This is a genomic window from Pectinatus brassicae, assembly GCF_014201835.1.
Taxonomy (GTDB): Bacteria; Bacillota; Negativicutes; order Selenomonadales; family Selenomonadaceae; genus Pectinatus; species Pectinatus brassicae.
The window spans coordinates 1-21,007 of the sequence record NZ_JACHFH010000035.1; the positions used below are offsets into that span (position 1 = coordinate 1).

A 21,007-nucleotide genomic window follows, 5' to 3' on the forward strand; every position below is an offset into this window, starting at 1 on the left:
ATTGATATTAGTTCCCGTGAGAATGTTGTTGTTTTATTAGAATTTGAATCTAAAAAACCTTTACTTTCTTTTGCTGTTTCTAATAATTATCCCGGCGCTGCTATTTTGGCCCAAAAGCTTGCTGAATTCCTCAGTTCTCATCATGAACTCTCAAGCATTATAATAGCCTTAGAATCTACATCTTTCTATGGCATTCATATTGCTAACTATCTGTCATCTTGCCAGCTTTTGATGCCTTTTAATACAGCTGTTTATTGTGTAAATCCTAAAATGATTGCCAATTACAAGAAATCTTTTATTGACCTTGGCAAAAATGATTATATTGATGCTTTTGTCATTGCTGATTTTGCTCGTGTTGGCAGAATTACTATTAAGCCATGGCGTGGCAGTCAATTTCTTGCCCTTCAACGTTTAACACGTCATCGCCTTCATTTAGCAAAAGCTCTTACTAGAGAAAAAACTTATATGCTTTCTAATATTTTCCTCAAATTCAGTGAATTTTCTATGCTTGAAGAAGAACAACAGCCCTTTTCTGATAACTTTGGTGCAACGGCAACTTCGGTGCTTACCGATTTTCTCTCTACTGAAGAGATTATTAACATGCCGATGGATTTACTTATAAGTTATGTATGTGAAAAAGGACATAACCGTTTTTCTAATCCAGAAAATACAGCTAAACTTTTACAACAAGCTGCCCGTAATTCTTATCGGCTGGATAAATGTTTATATGAACCTTTAACAATTGCCATTGCTTCTTCCTTCAATCTTATTACTACCTACACTAAAGAAATGAAAGCTGTAAATGCTGCAATTGAAAAAACTCTTAAAGGGCTTAATCCCAATGCCTACCAATCTCTTTTATCTATTCCGGGAATTGGTCCCGTTATGTCTGCAGGTATCCTTGCTGAAATTGGCTGTATTGATGCCTTTAAATCTCAAGATGCCCTTGCCAAATATGCAGGTCTTGTCTGGCGAGAAAACCAGTCTGGGCAATTTAAAGCCGATGATACAATTCTTTCTAAGGCAGGTAATGCATATTTAAGATACTACCTTATTGAAGCAGTTAGTCATATAAAAAAGCATTGCAATGAATTTGCAGTATATTACCAAAAGAAATTCGATGAAGTAAAACTTCATCAACATAAACGCGCACTCGTACTCACCGCCCGTAAATTTGTTCGGTTGATTTTTGGATTGCTGGCCAAAAATCAACTCTACTCTTCTTCCAGAGTAGACCAAATTTAATATCTTAATTAACCTCTTTTTGAAAAAATTCAAAAAGGTTTATTGAATGCGCTCTTTTTTACTGAATTGCTTACAATATTTTATTTTTATGGGCTTGACATATTACCAGATTGCTTTTATATTGAAACAGCCTTTTCCAGCAACCTGTATTAACAATACAATCGCAAATATATTTAGGTCCCTAACTTTTTTCAGTGTAACACTGCATTTTCTAAATGTCAACAACTATTTAGGTACCTAAATTATTGTTGACTTGACCTATTATTATTGCTATACTCATTATATATTTAGGTTCCTAATTATTTTTTTTACAAAGGATGAATATTATGACTACCAATGCCTATCAATTAGCTAAAACACTGCATCGTTTAAGCCGGCAATTGCGACGCCGTCAATATAATAAAAATACTGCTCCGCACCATGACCATTCTCATTTATTATTACTAATAGCTGAAACGCCCGGTATTATTCAACGTGATTTGGCCATAAAACTCGATATCCGCCCCTCCTCAATGACTGAAACACTTGTTAAACTGGAAAATTCCGGTTTAATAATACGTGAGCATGATAAAAAAGATCAGCGTGTCATGCATATATTTTTAACGGAAGCCGGTAAAAACAGTACTAAAGAATCGCATGAACAGAATCTTGCTTTAAATAACAGTTTATTTGACTGTCTTAGCACAGAAGAAATACAGCAAATGCTGACTATTGGTCAAAAATTATCTGACCATCTGGCTTCTGTGCAGGGAATATGTAATAAAGCTCACTGCCAGCATAAACATAGACATAATTGCGGTCATCACCGCTGTCAAATGACAGAATCAGCTAACAACAACAATATGGGGCAATAATTATGACACAAAATATAATCAACACTATCATTGAACAAATATCGGCAGACGGACACCGCCTCACCCGGCAAAAACGTTTAGTAATTGAGTCTATTGCTGCCCATCCGCATGAGCATATGAGCGTAGAGAATATTTATAATTATACCCAAATCCATTCAACTGATATCTCGCTGACTACGGTTTATCGTGTTGTAAAATTTCTTACTGATAATAATATTCTGCGCAAGCTGAATATCTATAATGATAATAACTATTATGAACTTATTCAGGCCGATGCCAATATGCCGCATCCGCATTTTATTTGTCAACAGTGCGGTAAAATATTTGATTTAGATCTCAATGATATACTACCGCAAATAAATAAATGTCAGCAGCACATCAGTAAAAATTATAATTTCAAAATTGAATCGTCTACTATCTTTTATTACGGTATTGGCCCTGACTGCCGCAAACCACGCTTATATAAATAATTATTTGATCGCAGTTAAATTTAATAATTTTTTAGATACGCACCAGTTATAATCACAGCTTTTATGATTGGCTCATATTATTTATCAATACTGTTTTCCCATCATTGAAATTTACTATTCATCTCTATATAATGGTAATAAATGGTTATTAATTTTTATAAAATATATTCTGAAAGTAGTGAAAATATATGAAATTATTTGAGTCTTTTGAGCTTAAAAACATGACCTTAAAAAACCGCATTGTTATGCCGCCTATGTGCATGTATAGTGCTGCTAATGACGGCAAAGCCAATGATTTTCATTTCACTCATTATACAACACGTGCTATTGGCGGCACCGGACTTATAATTATTGAAGCCACGGGGGTAACACCAATAGGGCGCATTTCTGATAATGATTTAGGCCTTTGGGAAGATTCCCAAATAGATAAGCTATCCCAAATAGTAACTTCCTGCCATAAATACGGCAGCAAAGTTGCCATCCAGCTGGCACATGCTGGACGCAAAAATGAATCACTATATGGTCAGCCGCTTGCCCCAAGCCCTCTCCCTTTTAATGAGGACTATAAAACACCTGCCGAAATGACGCTCACACAAATAAAAGATGTAGTTATGGCGTTCAAAGCATCTGCCATAAGAGCTGATAGAGCAGGTTTTGATGGCATAGAAGTCCATGCTGCTCACGGTTACCTTATTCACGAGTTTTTGTCCCCGCTTACCAATAAACGTACCGATGAATATGGCGGCAGCCTGGAAAACCGTGCACGTTTGCTGCGGGAAGTTTTGGAAAATATCCACGAAGTATGGCCTAAAGATAAACCAATATGGATAAGAGTGTCTGCCTCTGATTACGAAGAAAATGGTATTGATGCGGCTATGATTGTTGATATTATAAATCATGTCTGTCCTTTAATAGATATGGCTCATGTAAGTTCAGGGGGGCTGTTGCCAACACCGGTAAGATCTTATCCCGGTTATCAGGTAGACCTGTCGGAAACAGTCCGGGAAAAATGTAATATCCCCACAATTGCCGTTGGACTTTTAACTAATGCCGAGCTTGCTGAAGCAGTGCTGCAAACCAATCGTTGTGATTTGACTGCCTTCGGACGGGAATTATTACGCAATCCCTATTTTGCTGTTAATGCTGCTCAAAAATACGGTATTGCTGATTATCTGCCTAAAGCCTATGAAAGAGCTTATCCTCATATATAAATAATAATTTTAATTATGGATGAAAGAGGTGCAATATATGAAATTAGTATTAATTAGACATGGTGAAAGTGAATGGAACGAAAAAAATCTTTTTACCGGTTGGACTGATGTAGATTTAACAGCCAAGGGGCAAAACGAAGCCAAGCAGGCCGGTATCTGGCTGAAAGAACAAGGCTTTGACTTTGACGTCTGTTATACCTCATTTTTAAAACGAGCTATCCACACCCTTGATATTGTCCTGGCTAATATTGACCGTGTCTGGCTGCCGATAATAAAAACCTGGAAATTAAACGAACGCCATTATGGTGCACTTCAAGGATTGAACAAATCCCGTACAGCCGAAAAATACGGTGAAGAACAAGTAAAAATATGGCGCCGTTCTTTTAGTGTCTGCCCACCGCTTTTAACTGCTGACGACGACAGAAATCCAGCATTAAATCCCGCCTACAGTACCGTAGACAAAGAAGATCTGCCTTTAGGTGAAAGCCTTAAAGATACAATTGACCGCGTAGTTCCTTATTATGAAAATTACATTCTAAAAGACATGCAGGCTGGCAAAAAAGTCCTTGTTGCCGCCCACGGTAATTCTCTGCGGGCATTAGTAAAGCTGCTTGATAATTTATCGGAAAAAGAAATCATTGATGTGAATATTCCTACAGGAGTTCCTTTGGTATATGAATTTGACGATAAATGGCATGTCGTAAAAAAATATTATCTGGGCGATGACGCCGCAATAAAGGCAAAAATTGATAAGGTTGCCGCTCAGGGTAAAGCCTAAACAAAACAATAAAGCCATGCAATATAAATTTAAATATTGCATGGCTTTGTTATTTTAACTTATTTAATTTAATTCCGCTTTAGTCTGCGCTTCAATTTCAGCTTGTGTACGATAATCAGGTATTACTGATCTATTGTAGCGTATCCAGCTGCGAATAGCTTCTATCATTATAATAGCAACTAATATAAACATAATTACACTGATTATTACTAATAACCATTTATTGCCCGGTATATAGTTATGGAAAATATTTAAATAATCAGCATAGCAGGTTATGCAGGCAATGAAGATGCATGGCAGCATCGTTACCCAGGCATAGCGTCCGCGTCCTGTACGGAATATATATGATGTTCCAATCGCCAGTGTTATCGTGCCCAATAATTGGTTGGACACCCCAAACAACGGCCAAATTTCGCTTATATTGCCCTGCAGTACCAAATAGCCCCAGCATATGCTGATAGCAGCACTGCTGATAATAATCCCCGGCCACCATTCCGTATCAGAAAAAGGCTTATAAACACGACCTAAAAGTTCCTGTAGTAAATAACGACCTACACGAGAACCGGCATCGATTAATGTTAAAATAAATAATGCTTCAAACATTATACAAAAATGATACCAAAATCCCATAAATTGATCCATAAACGGAATTTTAGAAAAAACATCAGCCATCCCGACAGCCAGTGAAACTGCTCCGCCTGGTCTATGCATAAGGTTTTCCCCAACCATCTGTGACAGCATTGGCAAATCATGAACATTTATCCCCAATGCCGCAAATGCCTGCTGCGTAGAATTTATCGCAAAATAATCCGATGGATGCAGACTGGTAGCCGCAATAAGTGCCATCATTGAGATAAACGCTTCTGTAAGCATCGCCCCATAGCCAATAGGCAGCACCTGGCGTTCATTGGTAAGCATCTTCGGTGTGGTACCAGTAGAAATCAAGCTGTGAAAGCCGGATAAAGCTCCACAGGCAATAGTTATAAATACAAAAGGGATAACCGAGCCTTTTATAACTGGGCCGCCGCCCCAAAGAAACTGGGAAGTAGCCGGCATACGAATTTCAGGCGCAACAATAAGTATGCCTAATGCTAATACTGCAATCGTTCCGATTTTCATATATGTACTTAGATAATCACGTGGTGCCAGTAACAGCCATACTGGCAATACTGATGCCAAAAATCCATATACAGCTATAGCTATTTCAATCTGCTTTACATTATACGTAAAATAAGGTGCAAGCACTGCTGAATCCCTTATAGCCGGGCCAAAGCCAACTGCTAATAATATAAGACCAACACCGATAATAGTTGCTTCCTTAATTTTTCCCGGACGAATAAATCTTAAATAAATACCAATAAAAATTGCAATAGGAATTGTCGATCCAACCGTGAAAGTTCCCCAAGGACTGTTAAACAACGAATTAGCTACAACTACAGCCATACCGGCTTCTGTAATTATTAACAGCGCCAGAGTTGCCCACAAAGCACTGGTTCCAGCTAATTTACTTATTTCCGTTTTAGCTATTTCGGCAATTGATTTACCATCATGACGAATCGATGCTAAAAGTATTACCATATCGTGCACTGCTCCGGCTAATACTGAGCCGAATAAAATCCACAGCATTCCCGGCAAATAACCAAATTGTGCTGCAATTACCGGTCCTACCAATGGGCCGGCACCAGCAATAGCCGCGAAATGATGGCCAAATACAACCCATTTATTGGTTGGCACATAATCATGGCCATCCCTCATCCGTATTGATGGCGGTGTTTTAAACTCATTAAGTGTTAGTACCTTTGCTGCAATAAATGCGCCATAAAACCGATAAGCTAAAATAAGAAAACAGGCTGTAATGATGACAATATACACGCCATTCATTAAAAGGACCTCCTTTTTTTATTATTAGAATAATTTAGCACAATATAATCTAATTGTCTATAACAGACCAAATATTTTCTTTTTTTTGTATTTTAAAATTATTTATCGTAAATACATATTATAATAAATAAAAGCTATTATAATATAAATATTTATTCTTTTTAAAAAGGATTTTCTTCAGCTCTGGCAAATTATACATATATAATGCCCCTTGCAATATACACAAGGGGCAAGTTTAGTCAATTATGAATTTTAAATTTCGGCCTTAAACAAGGCGCCTGTCAATGCACTGCTGCTTGATGATGTATCATTAAACTTATCAAGCTGCGTTTTTGCCGCTGATGCTGCCGCTGCAATATTATTGGCATTTTGATTTGACGTTGGCTCAGCTACCTTTGTTTCGGAAACAGTGGTATTACCCTTTTTTACTATTAGTAAGATTGAACCATCAGGTAATGTTTCCTTGAGCGTCACCAATTTTTCTTCCTGGCCAGAGCTGGGTGTTGCGGAACTGGCTTTTGCCGAGGATGTAGCAGCACTTGTCGATGTATGTTGTGTGGTATTAGAATCAAGAAGTGCTGACAAACTGCTAATGGCGCTGATACTAGAGTCATACAAGTTTTCCTCCTTTGTAAGATAATCCTTGTAAGCTTAATACATATAGCCTAAGCTTACCCTTCCATAAGCCATCGTGCTTATAGAATACACATTACTCTTCACCTTAGAGGTGGATTGAACCTGATTATATCAACCAGATTCTCTCCGCGATCCTTGCGGTCATACTGCAACCTGTTTATGATAACCGATTGCCACTCCCTGTTATTTTAAAGATATATAGCATTATATCTTATATTGATAATATCGAAAAGAGTAAATTAAATATTAAGTTTCTCATTTATTATTAATTTTATGAAAATTATGCAAATATAATAACAAGTTATTTTTATATTAAAGGAGATGATTGTTGTGCAATGGTTTTACAATCTAAAAGTAGGAGCAAAAATCAGCTTATTGGGTTTAGGGGCAATTGCCGCATTATTAATCGTTGGTATTACCGGCTACATATCGTTAAATAATTCCTCTAATGCTTTGGAAAAAATGTATTCACAGCAATTAACCGCCGTACAGTTTGTAAATGACAGCCGCGCCCAGAGCCGTAAAATAGAAGCAGACATCTATGCTATTATCGCTGCTAAAGATCCTGCGCTAAAAATGAATTTTCTAATGATATAAAAACCCAGGCCGCTGCCTTTAATAACAATTCTGCTAATTTCGAGAAACTAGACCTTACCAGTGAACAAAGGACTCTTTATAAACAAATAATTGAGGAGTTAACTGCTTATCGCGATACCAGAAGTAGTATTATCGAGCTTGGTTTAGCCAATAAAAATGAGGAAGCCCTGACACTTTTTATCACTAAAGGCAAACCTCTTTCCGATAAATTCAACAATGATTTAACTATTCTGTCTGAGCAGGTAAAAGAATCCGCAGCTCAATTAAACGATAAAAATAAACAAACAGCTAAAAATACCAATTTATTTTTTATGGTCCTCATTGTAATATCACTTATTGTAATCATTGGTTTAAGTATTCTTATCATAAAACAAATTACCCTGCGCCTAAATAATTTTATCAGTTATTTTGAAATCTTAGCTGATAGTGATTTTTCCCATCCTATTGACGAAAAAAGCCTTAATGACAAAACTGAATTTGGCAAAGTCTCACGCACTGTTGATAAAATGAAAAATAATATTATTACATTGCTGCGTGATTTAATTCATACGATTGAGCAGCTAGCTGCTTCTTCCGAAGAATTAACAGCTACAGCTGAACACTCCGCCCAAGCCTCTGATAAAATTGCCCGTGCGGTTTCTGAAGTTTCCAGCAGCTCTGATAATCAACTGCAAGCGGCCAACAACACGAGCCAAACTGTACAGCAAATCGCCAATGCTATAAATCAGGTAGCCAGTCATGCTGAAACAGTTGCCACCTCAGCCAAAAACACTGCCTCTGCCGCCAGCAGTGGTGAATCTGCTATCAAACAGGCTGTAACTCAAATGAAGACAATTGAAACAAAAACCAATGCCACAGTAAATGTTATAAGTGATTTAGAAGAAAAATCCAAACAAATTGGACAAATTGTTGATGTTATTGCCAATATTTCCGGGCAAACCAACCTTTTGGCACTAAATGCTGCTATTGAAGCTGCTAGTGCAGGTGAAGCCGGCAAAGGTTTTGCGATAGTTGCCGAAGAAGTTAGAAAACTGGCCGAACAATCGCAAGCTGCCGCCAAGCAAATAACTGATCTCATTAATGAAGTCCAAAGTAAAACCGATAATGCCGTTATCTACATGAATGACGGCAAAAAAGAAGTCGATGCTGGTGCTAAAGTTGTTGAAGATGCTGGCAGCAGTTTCGAAATTATATTATCCATGGTAAATAATATGTCTAATCAAATCCATGAAATTTCTGCGGCTGTACAACAAATAACCAGTGGCTCTCATGCTGCTGTTATGGCTGTCGAAAAAATAGATGATGAAGCCAAAAACAACTCTGCCCAGACTCGCACCATCTCTTCTTCTGCTGAAGAACAAGCCTCTTCCAGCGAAGAAATCGCCAGTGCCAGCGAACATTTAGCTAAAATGGCCGAAGATTTAGAAGCTGCTGTCCATAAATTTAAAATCTAAGTTACCACTAAAAAGGAGCTGACACCTTACTAAAATGTGTATAGCTTCTTTTTTTGTACTGGATGTCTTAAACAATAAATAACATAATATTAACAAAATAATAATACTTTTATTATTTTAAAGAGCTAGAATAAATATGGTTCTTCTTTATAATATCAATTAAAAATTCATATTCAGCATGGAGATAGTTCTAGCTCAAGACAAAAGATTCTAGCTAAAAGATATATTTAAACATTATATTATCTGGAGGAATTTTAATGGAAGAAGAAAAAAGTGTCCTTAATCTGTTTACCGAAAAAAATCATGGTATAAGCCGTCGATTTTTTCTCAAAACCTGTGGTACTGCACTGGCTATTGCCAGCATGCCAATCAATTTAACCAAAGTATTTGCCGCAGATATCTTCACTAAACAGCCCGTACATACTACAATGACCTGGTCTTTAGATCCACATAAAACCCAGACATTGGCCTGGACCACTTCCCTGACTGCTGCCAATGGTGTACTTGAATATACAAATACTTCCGATTATAAGAAAAATGGCTGGAAAAATGCACTTACTGTATCTGCTGTCTCCGAAGATTTCAAAACCAACAGTGATTATGTTAAGCTGCACCATGCTACTGCTGAACAGTTAACTCCTGGTACCAGTTACACCTATCGCGTTGGCACTGATAATAATTGGAGTCAAATAGCATCCTTTTCGACTGAACCTGCAAAAATTTCTTCATTTAAATTTCTCGTTTTCGGTGATTCACAAAGTGGTATCCCTGCTAATCCTGAATATGGTCCTTGGAAAAAAACGATTGAAAATGCCTATGCCGCCCACTCTGACGCTGCTTTTTTTATGAATATCGGTGATTTAGTGGAAATAGGACAGGATTACAATCATTGGAAGAATTGGTATGCCGCTGCCAAAAATGTTTTGGAAAAAATACCAGCAATGGCTGTTGCTGGCAACCATGAAACCTATACCAATCATGAAGAATCCAAATCTTCCCTGCCAGTTTATTTTCTCAGCCAGATGAAGCTGCCTATGAATGGTCCCGCTGAACTCAAAGGTCATGTATATTCATTTGATTATGGCAATGTGCATTTTTGTATAATGGACAGCCAAAAACATGAAGAAGGTCCTTATATCAGTGATTTTCTGGAAAAACAGGCTGCCTGGCTTGATAAAGATCTTGCCACTAGCAATCAGCCTTGGAAATTAATCTTTTTCCACAAAACACCTTACTACAATAAGGCTACCCGTTCTAATGAAGATCTTAAGCAGGTGCTTTTGCCTGTTATTGATAAACATCATGCTGACCTGGTTATCAACGGCCATGATCATGGCTATTCCCGTACCTATCCTATTTATCAGGATAAATTTGTTGATTCCCCTGCCAATGGTACTATCTATCTTGTAACTGGGCGCAGCGGCAATAAATTCTATACCGATTTATCACAAAAAGTTTGGGACGCCTTCTTCCATGACCCGCAGGCTGAACCAAATTACGCCGTAATCACTGCCGATGGCATGAAGCTTACTATTGATGGCTATACGCAAAGCGGTCATCTTATTGACAGCTATACTATTGATAAAGCTCGTAAAACTGATTCGCCGCGGACTATTTTACCAAGTCGTTCCAATTATACCCGCCTATCAATCTGGGGAAATTTATTACAAACGCCGTTGCTTTCTACTCCACCTAAGAAAATTGACAATAACTGGTATATTCCATTAGACAGCTTTATTGATTTTATTGGCGGTGACATTGAACAACAGAACAAAACAACAAATATCACCCTAGGCAAGGACAAATTCTCTTTTACTGCCGACACTGCAACAGCATCTCACAATGGCACCAAGGTAAGTCTCGCCCAGCCCATAAAAATCAATAAAAATACTGCAATGATTTCTGCGGCTGACCTAAAAACTTGTTTTTCCTTTAATAGTCGCTTCGATAACTCTCTCAACATACTTTTTGTTGTAAAATAATACTCCTCCATAAGCAGCATACTTCGGTATCGCTGCTTAATTTTTATTGCCTAAATTACCACCCTGCTAAATTTACAGATGCAGCTGCAATTATAATAGATATTTATTTTTCGCTACAAAACTTTCCATCTGTCTTGTCTAAAAAAACATTAGCAAAAAGTGTATACTTGACAACCATATTAGCTTGCTTTTATAATAGATGGCATCAAGCATCGACGCTTATCTCCTTACGGTAAGCGCTATTTTTGTTTATATAGGAAAATAAAGCTATTTTTATCGATGCCTGAATAATTTCATCATACATTTAAAAAGAGTTTATCATGGACTTAATCAAAAATTGGCGTATTCATTTTTTTGCCTTGTTATTGGTCATTGTCGCTGAAAAAATTGGCATTCAAAAATTTGGTCTTATTGTGTTTCTACCTTTATTTTACGCCTTACTATTCGGTGGTATTATAAGTTTTCCTAAATTCAAGCTTTTATCTGACAGTAATATGGCGCGGGCTGGACAATTTATGCCCATTGCCATGCTGGTATTAATGGTAAAAATTGGTCTGGGCATCGGCCCTAATCTTCATATGCTTATGCATTCAGGACTTGCACTTATCATGCAGGAATTCGGACATTTTTTCGGCACCCTGTTATTCGGTCTGCCTGTAGCCTTACTAGTTAAAATGAAACGCGAGGCTATCGGTGCCTGCTACTCCATCGACCGCGAACCCAACGTTGCCATTATCGCGGAAAAATTTGGTATATTTTCACCGGAAGGACGCGGTGTTATGGGGATGTATATCTGCGGCACCTTATTTGGCGCTTTGTGGGTTTCTATCTTAGCTGGTATCATTGCCAAATTGGGAATCTTTCATCCTTATGCCCTGGCTATGGGTGCTGGAATCGGCAGTGCCAGCATGATGGCTGCCTCCATGGGTTCCATTATTGCCGCCCATCCTGAAGAAGCGCAAAAAATACAAGCCTATGCTGGTGCCGCCAATCTTATGACTACCGTTGTCGGTGTATATTTTGCCTTATTCATATCATTACCGGTAACAATAAAAGTCTATGAATTTATTACAGGCAATAAATCCAGTAAAACATCGGCTGCTACGGAGGTTCTAAATCATGAAAGATAATTGGTCCGATATTATATTTATAATTGTAATTACTTGTGTTTTAGTGATTGTTGCTAATTTACTGAGTTATGGCGGTAAACTTAGTGATAATCTGCTTGGTTCTGCTATTATTGGTGCAATAACCCTGCTGGGCTTATTTATTGCCCGCCTGCCTTTACTAAACAAACTGCCCGTTGTTTTTTGGGTGTCCCTAACCGCTGTTATTTTATCTATCCCTGGCGTTCCCGGTTCTGAATGGATTGTTGAACAAACCAAGCATATCAATTTTCTGCCAATAACTACACCTATTTTAGCCTATGCTGGTCTGGCATTAGGCAAAGAAATTGACGGCTTCAAAAAATTATCCTGGCGCATTATTCCTGTCTGCCTGGCCGTTGCTGCCGGCTCATTTATCTGTGCTACCTTAATGGCAGAATTAATGCTGCACGTAGAAGGAATATTCTAATTTACTACTGGAGATGCTGATAATGACTAAAGATGAACTAAAGGAATTAATTTGCAGTGCTATTGATAAACGCCAAAGCGATATTATCGACATAGCTGATTCCATTTATAAAGAACCTGAACTTGGCTATAAAGAACATAAAACCTCAGAAAAAGTAAAAAAGCTATTTGATGCACTTAATATTGAATATAGCACTGACTGGGGTATAACCGGCGTAAAAGGTCGTCTTAAAGGTAAATCAAGTAAAAAAACGGTAGCTTTACTAGCTGAGCTTGATGCACTTGTCTGCCGCAACCATCCTGACGCGGACGAAGCAACAGGTGCGATGCACTGCTGCGGCCATAATATCCAGATTGCCAATATGGCTGCAATTGCCATGGCCTTTAAAGATACCAATGCCATGCAGTACTTAGATGGTGATATTGTACCATTTGCTGTACCAGCAGAGGAATGCATTGAAATCGACTATCGTAATACTTTACGCAATAAGGGAAAAATTAAATATCTCGGCGGCAAGGAAGAAATCATTGCCCAAGGTGGTTTTGATGACATTGATATCTCCCTGCAAATGCATGTCCATCCCACGGAAAAACCTAATGGTGAAATCCAGGTAGCTGGCAGCTGCAATGGTTTTATTGCCAAAATCATCGAATATAAAGGAAAAGCCGCTCACGCCGCTTTTTCTCCTGATCAGGGCATCAATGCCTTAAATGCTGCAATGCTCGGTATCATGGGTGTAAATGCTCTGCGGGAAACCTTTAAGGAATCAGACTGCATCCGTTTTCATCCAATAATCAACAATGGCGGCGATCTTGTCAATGTCGTGCCTGATTATGTCCAAATGGAAAGCTATGTACGTGCCTCTAATGTCAAAGCCTTAAAAGAAACCAATATCCGTGTTAACCGCGCCCTAAAAGCCGGTGCTGATGCTATTGGTGCTGAATGTATCATCCATGATCTGCCCGGCTATCTTCCTTTATTCAATGACAAAACATTAAGTGAATTACTGCGCAGTAACAGCCGTCATTTCTTCGCCACAAATGATATTTTCGATGGTGTGCATTCCGCCGGCAGTACTGATATGGGTGATGTTGCCCACATTATGCCGGTACTGCATACCTGGGTTGGCTGCACGGAAGGTGCACTGCACAGTGCCCAGTACAAACTAACTGATGCTGCTACCGCTTACGGCAAAACGCCCAAGGCAATAGCTATGACCATTATTGATTTATTATATGATAATGCGGCTGAGGCTGAAAAAATCGTAAAAAATTATAAACCAGTAATGACTAAAGAAACATATCTTGAATATATGGAATCAATAAAATAATATTGAAGCAATGAATGCGCAATTTCCCTTTACTGCGGCAAAAACTCCTATTGGCACTGCCAATAGGAGTTTTTTTGTCTCTTAATACTATTTTGCTGTTATTTTTTCAGTAATAATCGCCGTAGTCATGGCATCACTGACATTAAGAGCTGTCCTGCCCATATCGATAAGCGGTTCAATAGCAATTAATAGTCCGACCAGTCCAACCGGCAGTCCCATTGTTGATAATACAACAAGTGCGGCAAATGTTGCCCCGCCGCCAACTCCGGCAATACCTAACGACCCCAATGCTGTAACAAACACTAGTTTTAATAAAAATGCTGCCGTAAATGGATCAATCCCCACTGTCGGTGCAATCATAACAGCGAGCATTGCCGGATATACCCCCGCACAGCCATTTTGTCCAATACTGATACCAAAAGATGCAGCCAGATTAGCTGTTCCCTGTGATACGCCCATCTTGTTTTCCAATGCATTTACTGTGAGCGGCAGTGTTCCTGCGCTGGTACGGGACATAAAGGCAAATGATAACACCGGAAAAGCTTCTTTAATATAGCTGATGGGATTATATTTCACCAGCGTTAATAATAATAAGTGAACAATAAACATGGCAATAATTGCTGTATATGAGGCTGCCACAAACGATACTAGTTTTAAAATACTATTTAGATCACTTGTTGCAATAAATTTAATAATCAAGGCCAAAATACTATATGGTGTAATCTTTAAAATAAATTCTACGACTTCCATAACAATATCCTGCACCGCCAATATTACTGTCTGCAAAAATTCTGCTGTCTGCGGCTTATATTGCCTGATTTTTAAAATACTAAGTCCGATAAGTACAGCGATAAAAACAACTGATAAAGTATCGGCACTGTTTTGTCCCGTAAAAGCATAAAACACATTGGTAGGAATTATTTCTATCAATTGCTGCTGTATAGGTTTAGCCGAAAAACTATCAAGCTTTGTTTCAAATTTTTGTCCAGCTGCTATTTCGGCATTGCCTGCGGACATTCCTACAGCCGATAAATTATAGCCAAGTGCCGATGCTGCGCCAATACCGGCAGCAATAACAGTAGTAAACAACAGTACCGCTATTATTGTAAGTCCCTTAGTACGAAATGTCTTCATATCTTTTATCTGTAAAATAGAGGACGTAATTGATACTAAAACCAATGGAATTACAATAAGTTTCAGCATTCTTATATAACCTGAACCAACAATATTTACCCAGCTCAGGGTATCTTTAACTATGGGTGAGTGAATTCCATAAATCAAATGATAAACACAACCCACAACAAGACCTAGTATAAGTGCTAGTAATACTCTTTTACCAAAAGACACGCCGCGGCGCTGTAAATAAAACAACAATACAAATAATATTAAAACTGTTAACAAATTAAATAAAACCATATCTATCCTTCCAGTTCTCAATCATTATTAAATAAATAATATTTCTATTTAATATACTTTAACATAAGTTTTATCAATAATCAATAATTATTAGTATGTTGATAATATATTCCATATTGTTAACCATTTATCACGGAAGGTTGACAAATATCTATATAATTTGTATTATTATGTCAGATTAATGAAATTTATTTATAGGGAGATAATATTATGGCTTTATACAGCCTTAAAATGCGCGCAAGCAAACAAAACTGCCATATATCCGGTGCTGAAAAAATTATCACTGAGGAAAAAATATGTACTGATTCCACCTTGCTCCTCCAACGAGCATTACATCATAGCAAAGGCTCACCTGATTATATAAATCTAAAAATCGAATCAATCGACGAACATAATATAGAATATTTGCCTGCCCTGCCTGTAAAATCAATCTCTGTAGACTCTGCCACTACTGGACAAAAAAAAATTCTGGAAATATTAGAACAATTAAATATAACTAACGGCAAACAAATAATGTCCCTATTTAAACACACCTACAATATGCGAGGTGCCATGTTGTTAAATGTTGATACGCTGGAACGATTAGAGCCTGACAAACAACGCGGTATCCGTGCCACATATATGGATGCTGAGGATTCTGCCTGTCCCTGTGATAAAAACCATTTTGCTGAAGCTCTTGTATTAGCCACCAAGGTTGCCAATACGCCCCATATCATTGGAGAAATATGTGTATCTGATGATCCTGATTATATAACCGGCTATGTGGCTGCCAAAGATATTGGTTATGTCCGAATCAGCCAATTAAAATCAATGGGCTCACCAGACGGCGGCAGAATTTTTCTTTATCGCGGCATAAATAAAAATGTTCATGAATGCATTAATTACCTGGAAAAGCAACGTGTTATTGTTAAAAACATTCCGCCTCTAGAAAGTACGCCATCTCTGTTATCACAAAATAATGTGCTGACAAAAATAACAGCTGACCTACAAGAAATCCATAAAAAAAACCTTTATCGCAAAATAACAAAAATAGATACCGTTCAAGCCCCGCATATAACCTGTCATAATAAAGATATGATTTTATTGGCCTCCAACAACTATCTGGGACTTATCAACCACCCCAATATTAAAAATGCAGCAATTGCCGCCCTTAAAGAATTTGGCACAGGATCTGGTGGTTCACGCCTTACTACAGGAACAAATCCACTTCATATTTCCTTGGAAAAAAAACTGGCTCAATTTAAGCATTTTCCGGCAGCACTCCTTTTTAACACTGGTTATATGGCTAATGTTGGAGTTATCTCAGCCCTTGCTGATAAAAACACTATTATCTTCAGTGATGAATTAAACCATGCCAGTATTATTGATGGTTGTCGTCTCAGTAAAGCAAAAACCATCATCTATCAGCATAATAATATGGCTGATTTAGAAAATAAAATAAAGCTGGCTGATACTGCCAATGGAATCATTGTCAGTGATGCCGTATTTAGCATGGATGGCGATGTTGCCAATCTCCCCCAAATTTTATCTTTAGCCAAACGTTATGGCTTGTTAACAATATTTGATGAAGCTCATTCCACCGGTGTTATTGGCGCAGCTGGTCGAGGAATCGTAGAATACTATAATAGTTCCCTAAAACCTGATATCATCGTTGGTACAATGAGTAAAGCTTTAGCCAGCGAAGGCGGTTTTATCTGTGCTGATACCCTTATTATTGACTACCTGAAAAATAAGGCTCGCAGCTTTATTTTCTCTACCAGCTTATCACCTGCTGTCATTGCCAGCAGCATGGAAGCTTTAAATATATTAGAAAACAATCCATCACTTGTAAAACAGCTGCAGTCGAACACTGCTTATTTTTGTAACTGTCTGCAGCAAAATAATATTACCGCTGCATCCCCTTCTGCCATTGTCCCTATTGTTATTGGCGATGAAAAAAAATGCAGCCTAATTGCCGATAATCTTTTTGCCGACAATATTTATTTATCAGCTATTCGTTACCCCACCGTAAAAACGGGGGAAGCCCGTCTGCGTGCTGCAATCATGGCTTCACACAGCCACAACGATTTATCAATTGCGGCCAATAAAATTGCGTCTGCAATTAATTCCATAACATAAAAATACAGCTGACTCCACGTCAGCTGTATTTTTATTAATTCTTATCACTCTGGTTTAATTAAACGTTCTGGATTCATATAAAAATCAAAATCTTTTTCTGAAACATAACCTAATGATAATGCCGCTGCTTTTAATGTGATATTTTCCTTAGCGGCTTTCTTGCCAATTTCAGCTGCCTTATCATAACCAATAAGCGGCACCAGCCCTGTTACCAATATTAAGGACTGTTCCAAATGTTCTTTGATTCGCGGTAAGTTAGGTTCTATCCCCACAACACAATTATGATTAAATGATATAATACTATCACTTAATAGGCGTATACTCTGTACCATATTATAGGCAATAACCGGCATAAACACATTAAGCTGGAAATTCCCCTGACTGGCTGCCATACCAATCGTCGTATCATTCCCCATTACCTGTGCCGCAACCATTGTAAGGGCTTCAGCCTGTGTAGGATTTACTTTTGACGGCATTATTGAGCTTCCTGGCTCATTAGCCGGAATAGTTATTTCCCCAATACCACAACGTGGCCCACTGGCCAGCCAGCGAACATCATTGGCAATTTTCATAAGATCCGCCGCTAAAGCTTTAAGCAGTCCATGTACTGCTGCCAATTCCGATTTACTCGACAAGGCTTGGAATTTATTGGGAGCCGTTACAAAATTTTCTCCAGTAACTTTACTTACTTCATCAGCCACACGTACAGCAAATTCACGATGTGTATTAATCCCTGTACCAACAGCTGTCCCTCCCATTGCCATATAATGAACATATTCCATTCCCTGTTCAATAATCTCTCTGTTGCGTTTTATTATTGCGCTCCAGCCGCTTATTTCCTGCCCCAGTGTTAACGGCGTTGCATCCATAAGATGGGTACGCCCTATTTTTATTATATTATTAAAAGCTGCTGCCTTTTTATCTAAAACAACAATAAATTCATCCATTGCCGGGAACAATTGTTTTTTTAGCAAAGTTAAGGTCATTACATGCAATGCTGTTGGAAATATGTCATTAGAGCTTTGCGAATGATTTACATGATCATTCGGATGAACTTTGATAGCTTTACCTTCATTCTGCAGGATCTGCCCAGCTCTATGGGCAATTACTTCATTCATATTCATATTAAACTGCGTGCCGCTGCCAGTCTGCCATACAGCTAAGGGAAAATTATCAGCAAATTTGCCCTCATTTATTTCATCACAAGCCTGTATTATTGCCATACCACGTTCTTTATCAAGCAATGATAAATCCATATTAACCTGAGCTGCTGCTCGTTTTAAGCGAGAAAAAACCTGCACCATTTCTGCTGGTATTTTTTCTGTACCTATCTTAAAATTTTCAAAACTTCTTTGTGTTTGTGCACCCCATAATTTATCATTTGGAACTTTTATTTCTCCGATAGAATCCCTTTCCATACGATATTGCATATAAAAACCTCCTACTTATTATATTTAAATTCTATGATCATTGAGAATCGATATCATTTATTATAGGTTTTCAATATAATAATGTCAAATTCCTGCTGCATATTTTTATTTCTAAAAATTTATATATTATTTTGTGTTATAATAAAGATTATATTTTGCCATAATTTTATCATAATTAGATGCTATTATGATAATAATATTTATATTATTTTAAATAATTGCTGCCACCTGTACTTTTATTCTGCATAAGGTATCATACCATACCATTTTTAGTTATTTATTTTCTTAATTACCATTCTTGCTATAATCTATAAAATGGAGGTTTCTCGTGACACAATTTAATTCATACACTTTAATAGAAAACCTTATAAATAATTTTTATAGTAAGGGCGAAATTAATCCTATTATTGATTTATTAGCTGATAATGCTATCGGTTTTAGCTCACATTTTCCTAAGTATTTTTCAGGAAAAAAACAACTAGACATTCTATTAGAGCAGGAACTTATGACTCTTTCCCCTTACCAAATAATTAATAATGAGTTTTATAAAAGTGACAATTTTAGCAATATTTTAAAATCTAATTTTACTTTATATCACAAAAATATAAAAAAACTACATAATTATAATATTATAGTTATGTATGAAGAAACTAAAAATAAGTTTTGCATAACCGGCATTCATTTTTTTAAAATTCCGTCCTGCAGCTGTTCCTCCCTTAATAATAATTTTTTACTGGAAAGTCCTTCTTTATTATATCTTGATAAATTGACTGGTATTTATAATAAAGATAGTTTCTATGAAAAAACACAAAATCTCATTCAAACACATCCTTCCTTATCTTTTGAAATAATGTGCCTTGATATTGAACGTTTCAAAATAATAAATGAAGTTTTTGGAATTGATATTGCCGATGAATTATTGTTGTCCATTGGCAATTTTTTTAAATTTGCCAATATAGTTTGTTTTACTTATGGCCGACTTTACGCTGATAAATTTGTTTTATGTTATCCTGCACAAAATAATAACCGTCACTTTTTTATTAATTCTTTAAATACCATTGCTAATAACTTTCGAAATAACTACAAGGTTATTTTATCTTTTGGTGTATATTCCATTTGTAATAATAATTTACCAATAAGCATAATGTGTGATAAAGCTATTTTGGCATTAAAAAAAAGCAAGGGACATTATTTAGTTCCCTATGGTGAATATGATAATATTATTTACGAAAATCTTATGAATGAACAATTAATTATAAATAATATTTCCACCAGCCTTATCCACAAGGAATTTATGTTTTATCTTCAACCTAAATATGATCTGCACCGTAAAAAAATCATTGGTGCTGAAGCACTCATTCGCTGGTATCACCCACAACATGGTCATATCGCTCCTGATAAATTTATTCCTTCGCTTGAAACCAATGGTTTTATCTTGGAACTAGACAAATATATTTGGGAAGAAGTATGTAAAACATTAAAAAAATGGCTCAGTGAAAACAAACCGCTTTATCCTATCTCAATAAATGTTTCCCGCATAGACTTGTATGATGATACTCTAGTGGAATTTCTCCAAAAATTACTGGAAAAATATCAATTGCCTACCCATCTATTGGAATTAGAAATTACAGAAAGCGCTTATATAAATGATACTACCCAAATAATAGAAATAACCCAAAAATTACAAAATTGTGGTTTCGTTATCATTATGGATGATTTTGGCAGTGGATTTTCTTCTCTAAATATGCTTAAAGATATATCTGTGGATATTTTAAAGATGGATTTAAAATTTTTACAGAACAAGAACCACCCCCATCGCAGTAAAATAATCATCCGCTCAATTATACAAATGGCCGAAGCGCTTAAACTTCCTGTTATTATTGAAGGCGTAGAAACACAAGAACAAGCTGATTTTTTACGCTCCATTGGCTGTATTTGGATACAAGGATATTATTATTCCAAGCCTTTATCTATTCCAGATTATGAAAAATTATTGGATACAAATATTTAGCTTTCCTTTATAAGACGAA

At 37.0% G+C, this 21,007-nt stretch carries 16 protein-coding genes and 1 pseudogene; 13 read left to right on the forward strand and 4 right to left on the reverse strand.

Translation table 11 applies throughout. The annotated features are described in order from the left end of the window. The 5 genes from HNR32_RS11235 to gpmA form a co-directional block, all read left to right on the forward strand. A partial coding sequence (locus tag HNR32_RS11235; protein ID WP_183862704.1) for an IS110 family RNA-guided transposase occupies positions 1-1,245 on the forward strand: 1,245 nt, incomplete at its 5' end. 326 nt (positions 1,246-1,571) lie between these two features. Continuing rightward, complete coding sequence (locus HNR32_RS11240; RefSeq protein WP_183862706.1) at positions 1,572-2,099, forward strand: MarR family winged helix-turn-helix transcriptional regulator; 528 nt, start codon at positions 1,572-1,574, stop codon at positions 2,097-2,099. Positions 2,100-2,101: 2 nt separating this feature from the next. Next, positions 2,102-2,569 carry a Fur family transcriptional regulator gene (locus HNR32_RS11245; protein WP_183862708.1) on the forward strand — a complete coding sequence of 156 codons (468 nt, stop codon included), beginning with the start codon at positions 2,102-2,104 and terminating at the stop codon, positions 2,567-2,569. A gap of 188 nt (positions 2,570-2,757) precedes the next feature. Beyond that, positions 2,758-3,780 (forward strand): NADPH dehydrogenase NamA, encoded by a 1,023-nt coding sequence (gene namA, locus HNR32_RS11250; protein ID WP_183862710.1) that lies wholly within the window; start codon positions 2,758-2,760, stop codon positions 3,778-3,780. Between the two features lie 37 nt (positions 3,781-3,817). After that, positions 3,818-4,558: a 2,3-diphosphoglycerate-dependent phosphoglycerate mutase gene (gpmA, locus tag HNR32_RS11255; protein WP_183862712.1), complete on the forward strand. Its 741-nt coding sequence runs from the start codon at positions 3,818-3,820 to the stop codon at positions 4,556-4,558. 63 nt (positions 4,559-4,621) lie between these two features. Here gpmA and HNR32_RS11260 read toward each other — a convergent pair whose 3' ends face one another. After that, positions 4,622-6,439, reverse strand: coding sequence for a carbon starvation CstA family protein (locus HNR32_RS11260; protein ID WP_183862714.1), 1,818 nt, complete (start codon positions 6,437-6,439; stop codon positions 4,622-4,624). A gap of 252 nt (positions 6,440-6,691) precedes the next feature. Next, complete coding sequence (locus HNR32_RS11265) at positions 6,692-7,057, reverse strand: hypothetical protein (protein WP_183862716.1); 366 nt, start codon at positions 7,055-7,057, stop codon at positions 6,692-6,694. A 339-nt stretch (positions 7,058-7,396) separates the two neighbouring features. Between HNR32_RS11265 and HNR32_RS14530 the strand changes: the two are divergent. The 6 genes and pseudogenes from HNR32_RS14530 to HNR32_RS11295 all read left to right on the forward strand — a co-directional run. Further along, a pseudogene (locus HNR32_RS14530) lies at positions 7,397-7,902 on the forward strand (MCP four helix bundle domain-containing protein); the annotation flags it as partial. 81 nt (positions 7,903-7,983) lie between these two features. Then, positions 7,984-9,126, forward strand: a complete 1,143-nt coding sequence (locus tag HNR32_RS11275) for a methyl-accepting chemotaxis protein (protein WP_196611123.1) — start codon at positions 7,984-7,986, stop codon at positions 9,124-9,126. A gap of 257 nt (positions 9,127-9,383) precedes the next feature. Further along, on the forward strand, positions 9,384-11,108 hold the full coding sequence (locus tag HNR32_RS11280; RefSeq protein ID WP_183862720.1) for a metallophosphoesterase: 1,725 nt from the start codon (positions 9,384-9,386) through the stop codon (positions 11,106-11,108). A gap of 320 nt (positions 11,109-11,428) precedes the next feature. Further along, the gene (locus HNR32_RS11285; RefSeq protein WP_183862722.1) at positions 11,429-12,238 is read left to right on the forward strand and encodes a DUF3100 domain-containing protein; all 810 of its coding nucleotides are present in this window, start codon (positions 11,429-11,431) and stop codon (positions 12,236-12,238) included. Continuing rightward, positions 12,228-12,683: a hypothetical protein gene (locus tag HNR32_RS11290; protein WP_183862724.1), complete on the forward strand. Its 456-nt coding sequence runs from the start codon at positions 12,228-12,230 to the stop codon at positions 12,681-12,683. The genes HNR32_RS11285 and HNR32_RS11290 overlap by 11 nt, the downstream gene beginning before the upstream one ends. Positions 12,684-12,705: 22 nt before the next feature. Beyond that, on the forward strand, positions 12,706-14,013 hold the full coding sequence (locus HNR32_RS11295; RefSeq protein ID WP_183862726.1) for an amidohydrolase: 1,308 nt from the start codon (positions 12,706-12,708) through the stop codon (positions 14,011-14,013). A gap of 87 nt (positions 14,014-14,100) precedes the next feature. Here the strand turns inward: HNR32_RS11295 and HNR32_RS11300 are convergent, their stop codons facing one another. Continuing rightward, positions 14,101-15,429 carry a cation:dicarboxylate symporter family transporter gene (locus HNR32_RS11300; protein ID WP_183862728.1) on the reverse strand — a complete coding sequence of 443 codons (1,329 nt, stop codon included), beginning with the start codon at positions 15,427-15,429 and terminating at the stop codon, positions 14,101-14,103. Positions 15,430-15,639: 210 nt separating this feature from the next. On the opposite strand from HNR32_RS11300, the gene HNR32_RS11305 reads away from it, so the two are divergent. Beyond that, a complete protein-coding gene (locus HNR32_RS11305; RefSeq protein ID WP_183862730.1) occupies positions 15,640-17,547 on the forward strand; it encodes a 6-carboxyhexanoate--CoA ligase in 1,908 nt (635 codons plus the stop codon). Positions 17,548-17,591: 44 nt separating this feature from the next. Here the strand turns inward: HNR32_RS11305 and fumC are convergent, their stop codons facing one another. Beyond that, positions 17,592-18,977, reverse strand: coding sequence for a class II fumarate hydratase (gene fumC, locus HNR32_RS11310; RefSeq protein WP_183862732.1), 1,386 nt, complete (start codon positions 18,975-18,977; stop codon positions 17,592-17,594). Between the two features lie 328 nt (positions 18,978-19,305). Between fumC and HNR32_RS11315 the strand changes: the two genes are divergently transcribed. Beyond that, on the forward strand, positions 19,306-20,988 hold the full coding sequence (locus tag HNR32_RS11315) for a bifunctional diguanylate cyclase/phosphodiesterase (protein WP_183862734.1): 1,683 nt from the start codon (positions 19,306-19,308) through the stop codon (positions 20,986-20,988). The last annotated feature ends 19 nt before the right edge of the window (positions 20,989-21,007 follow it).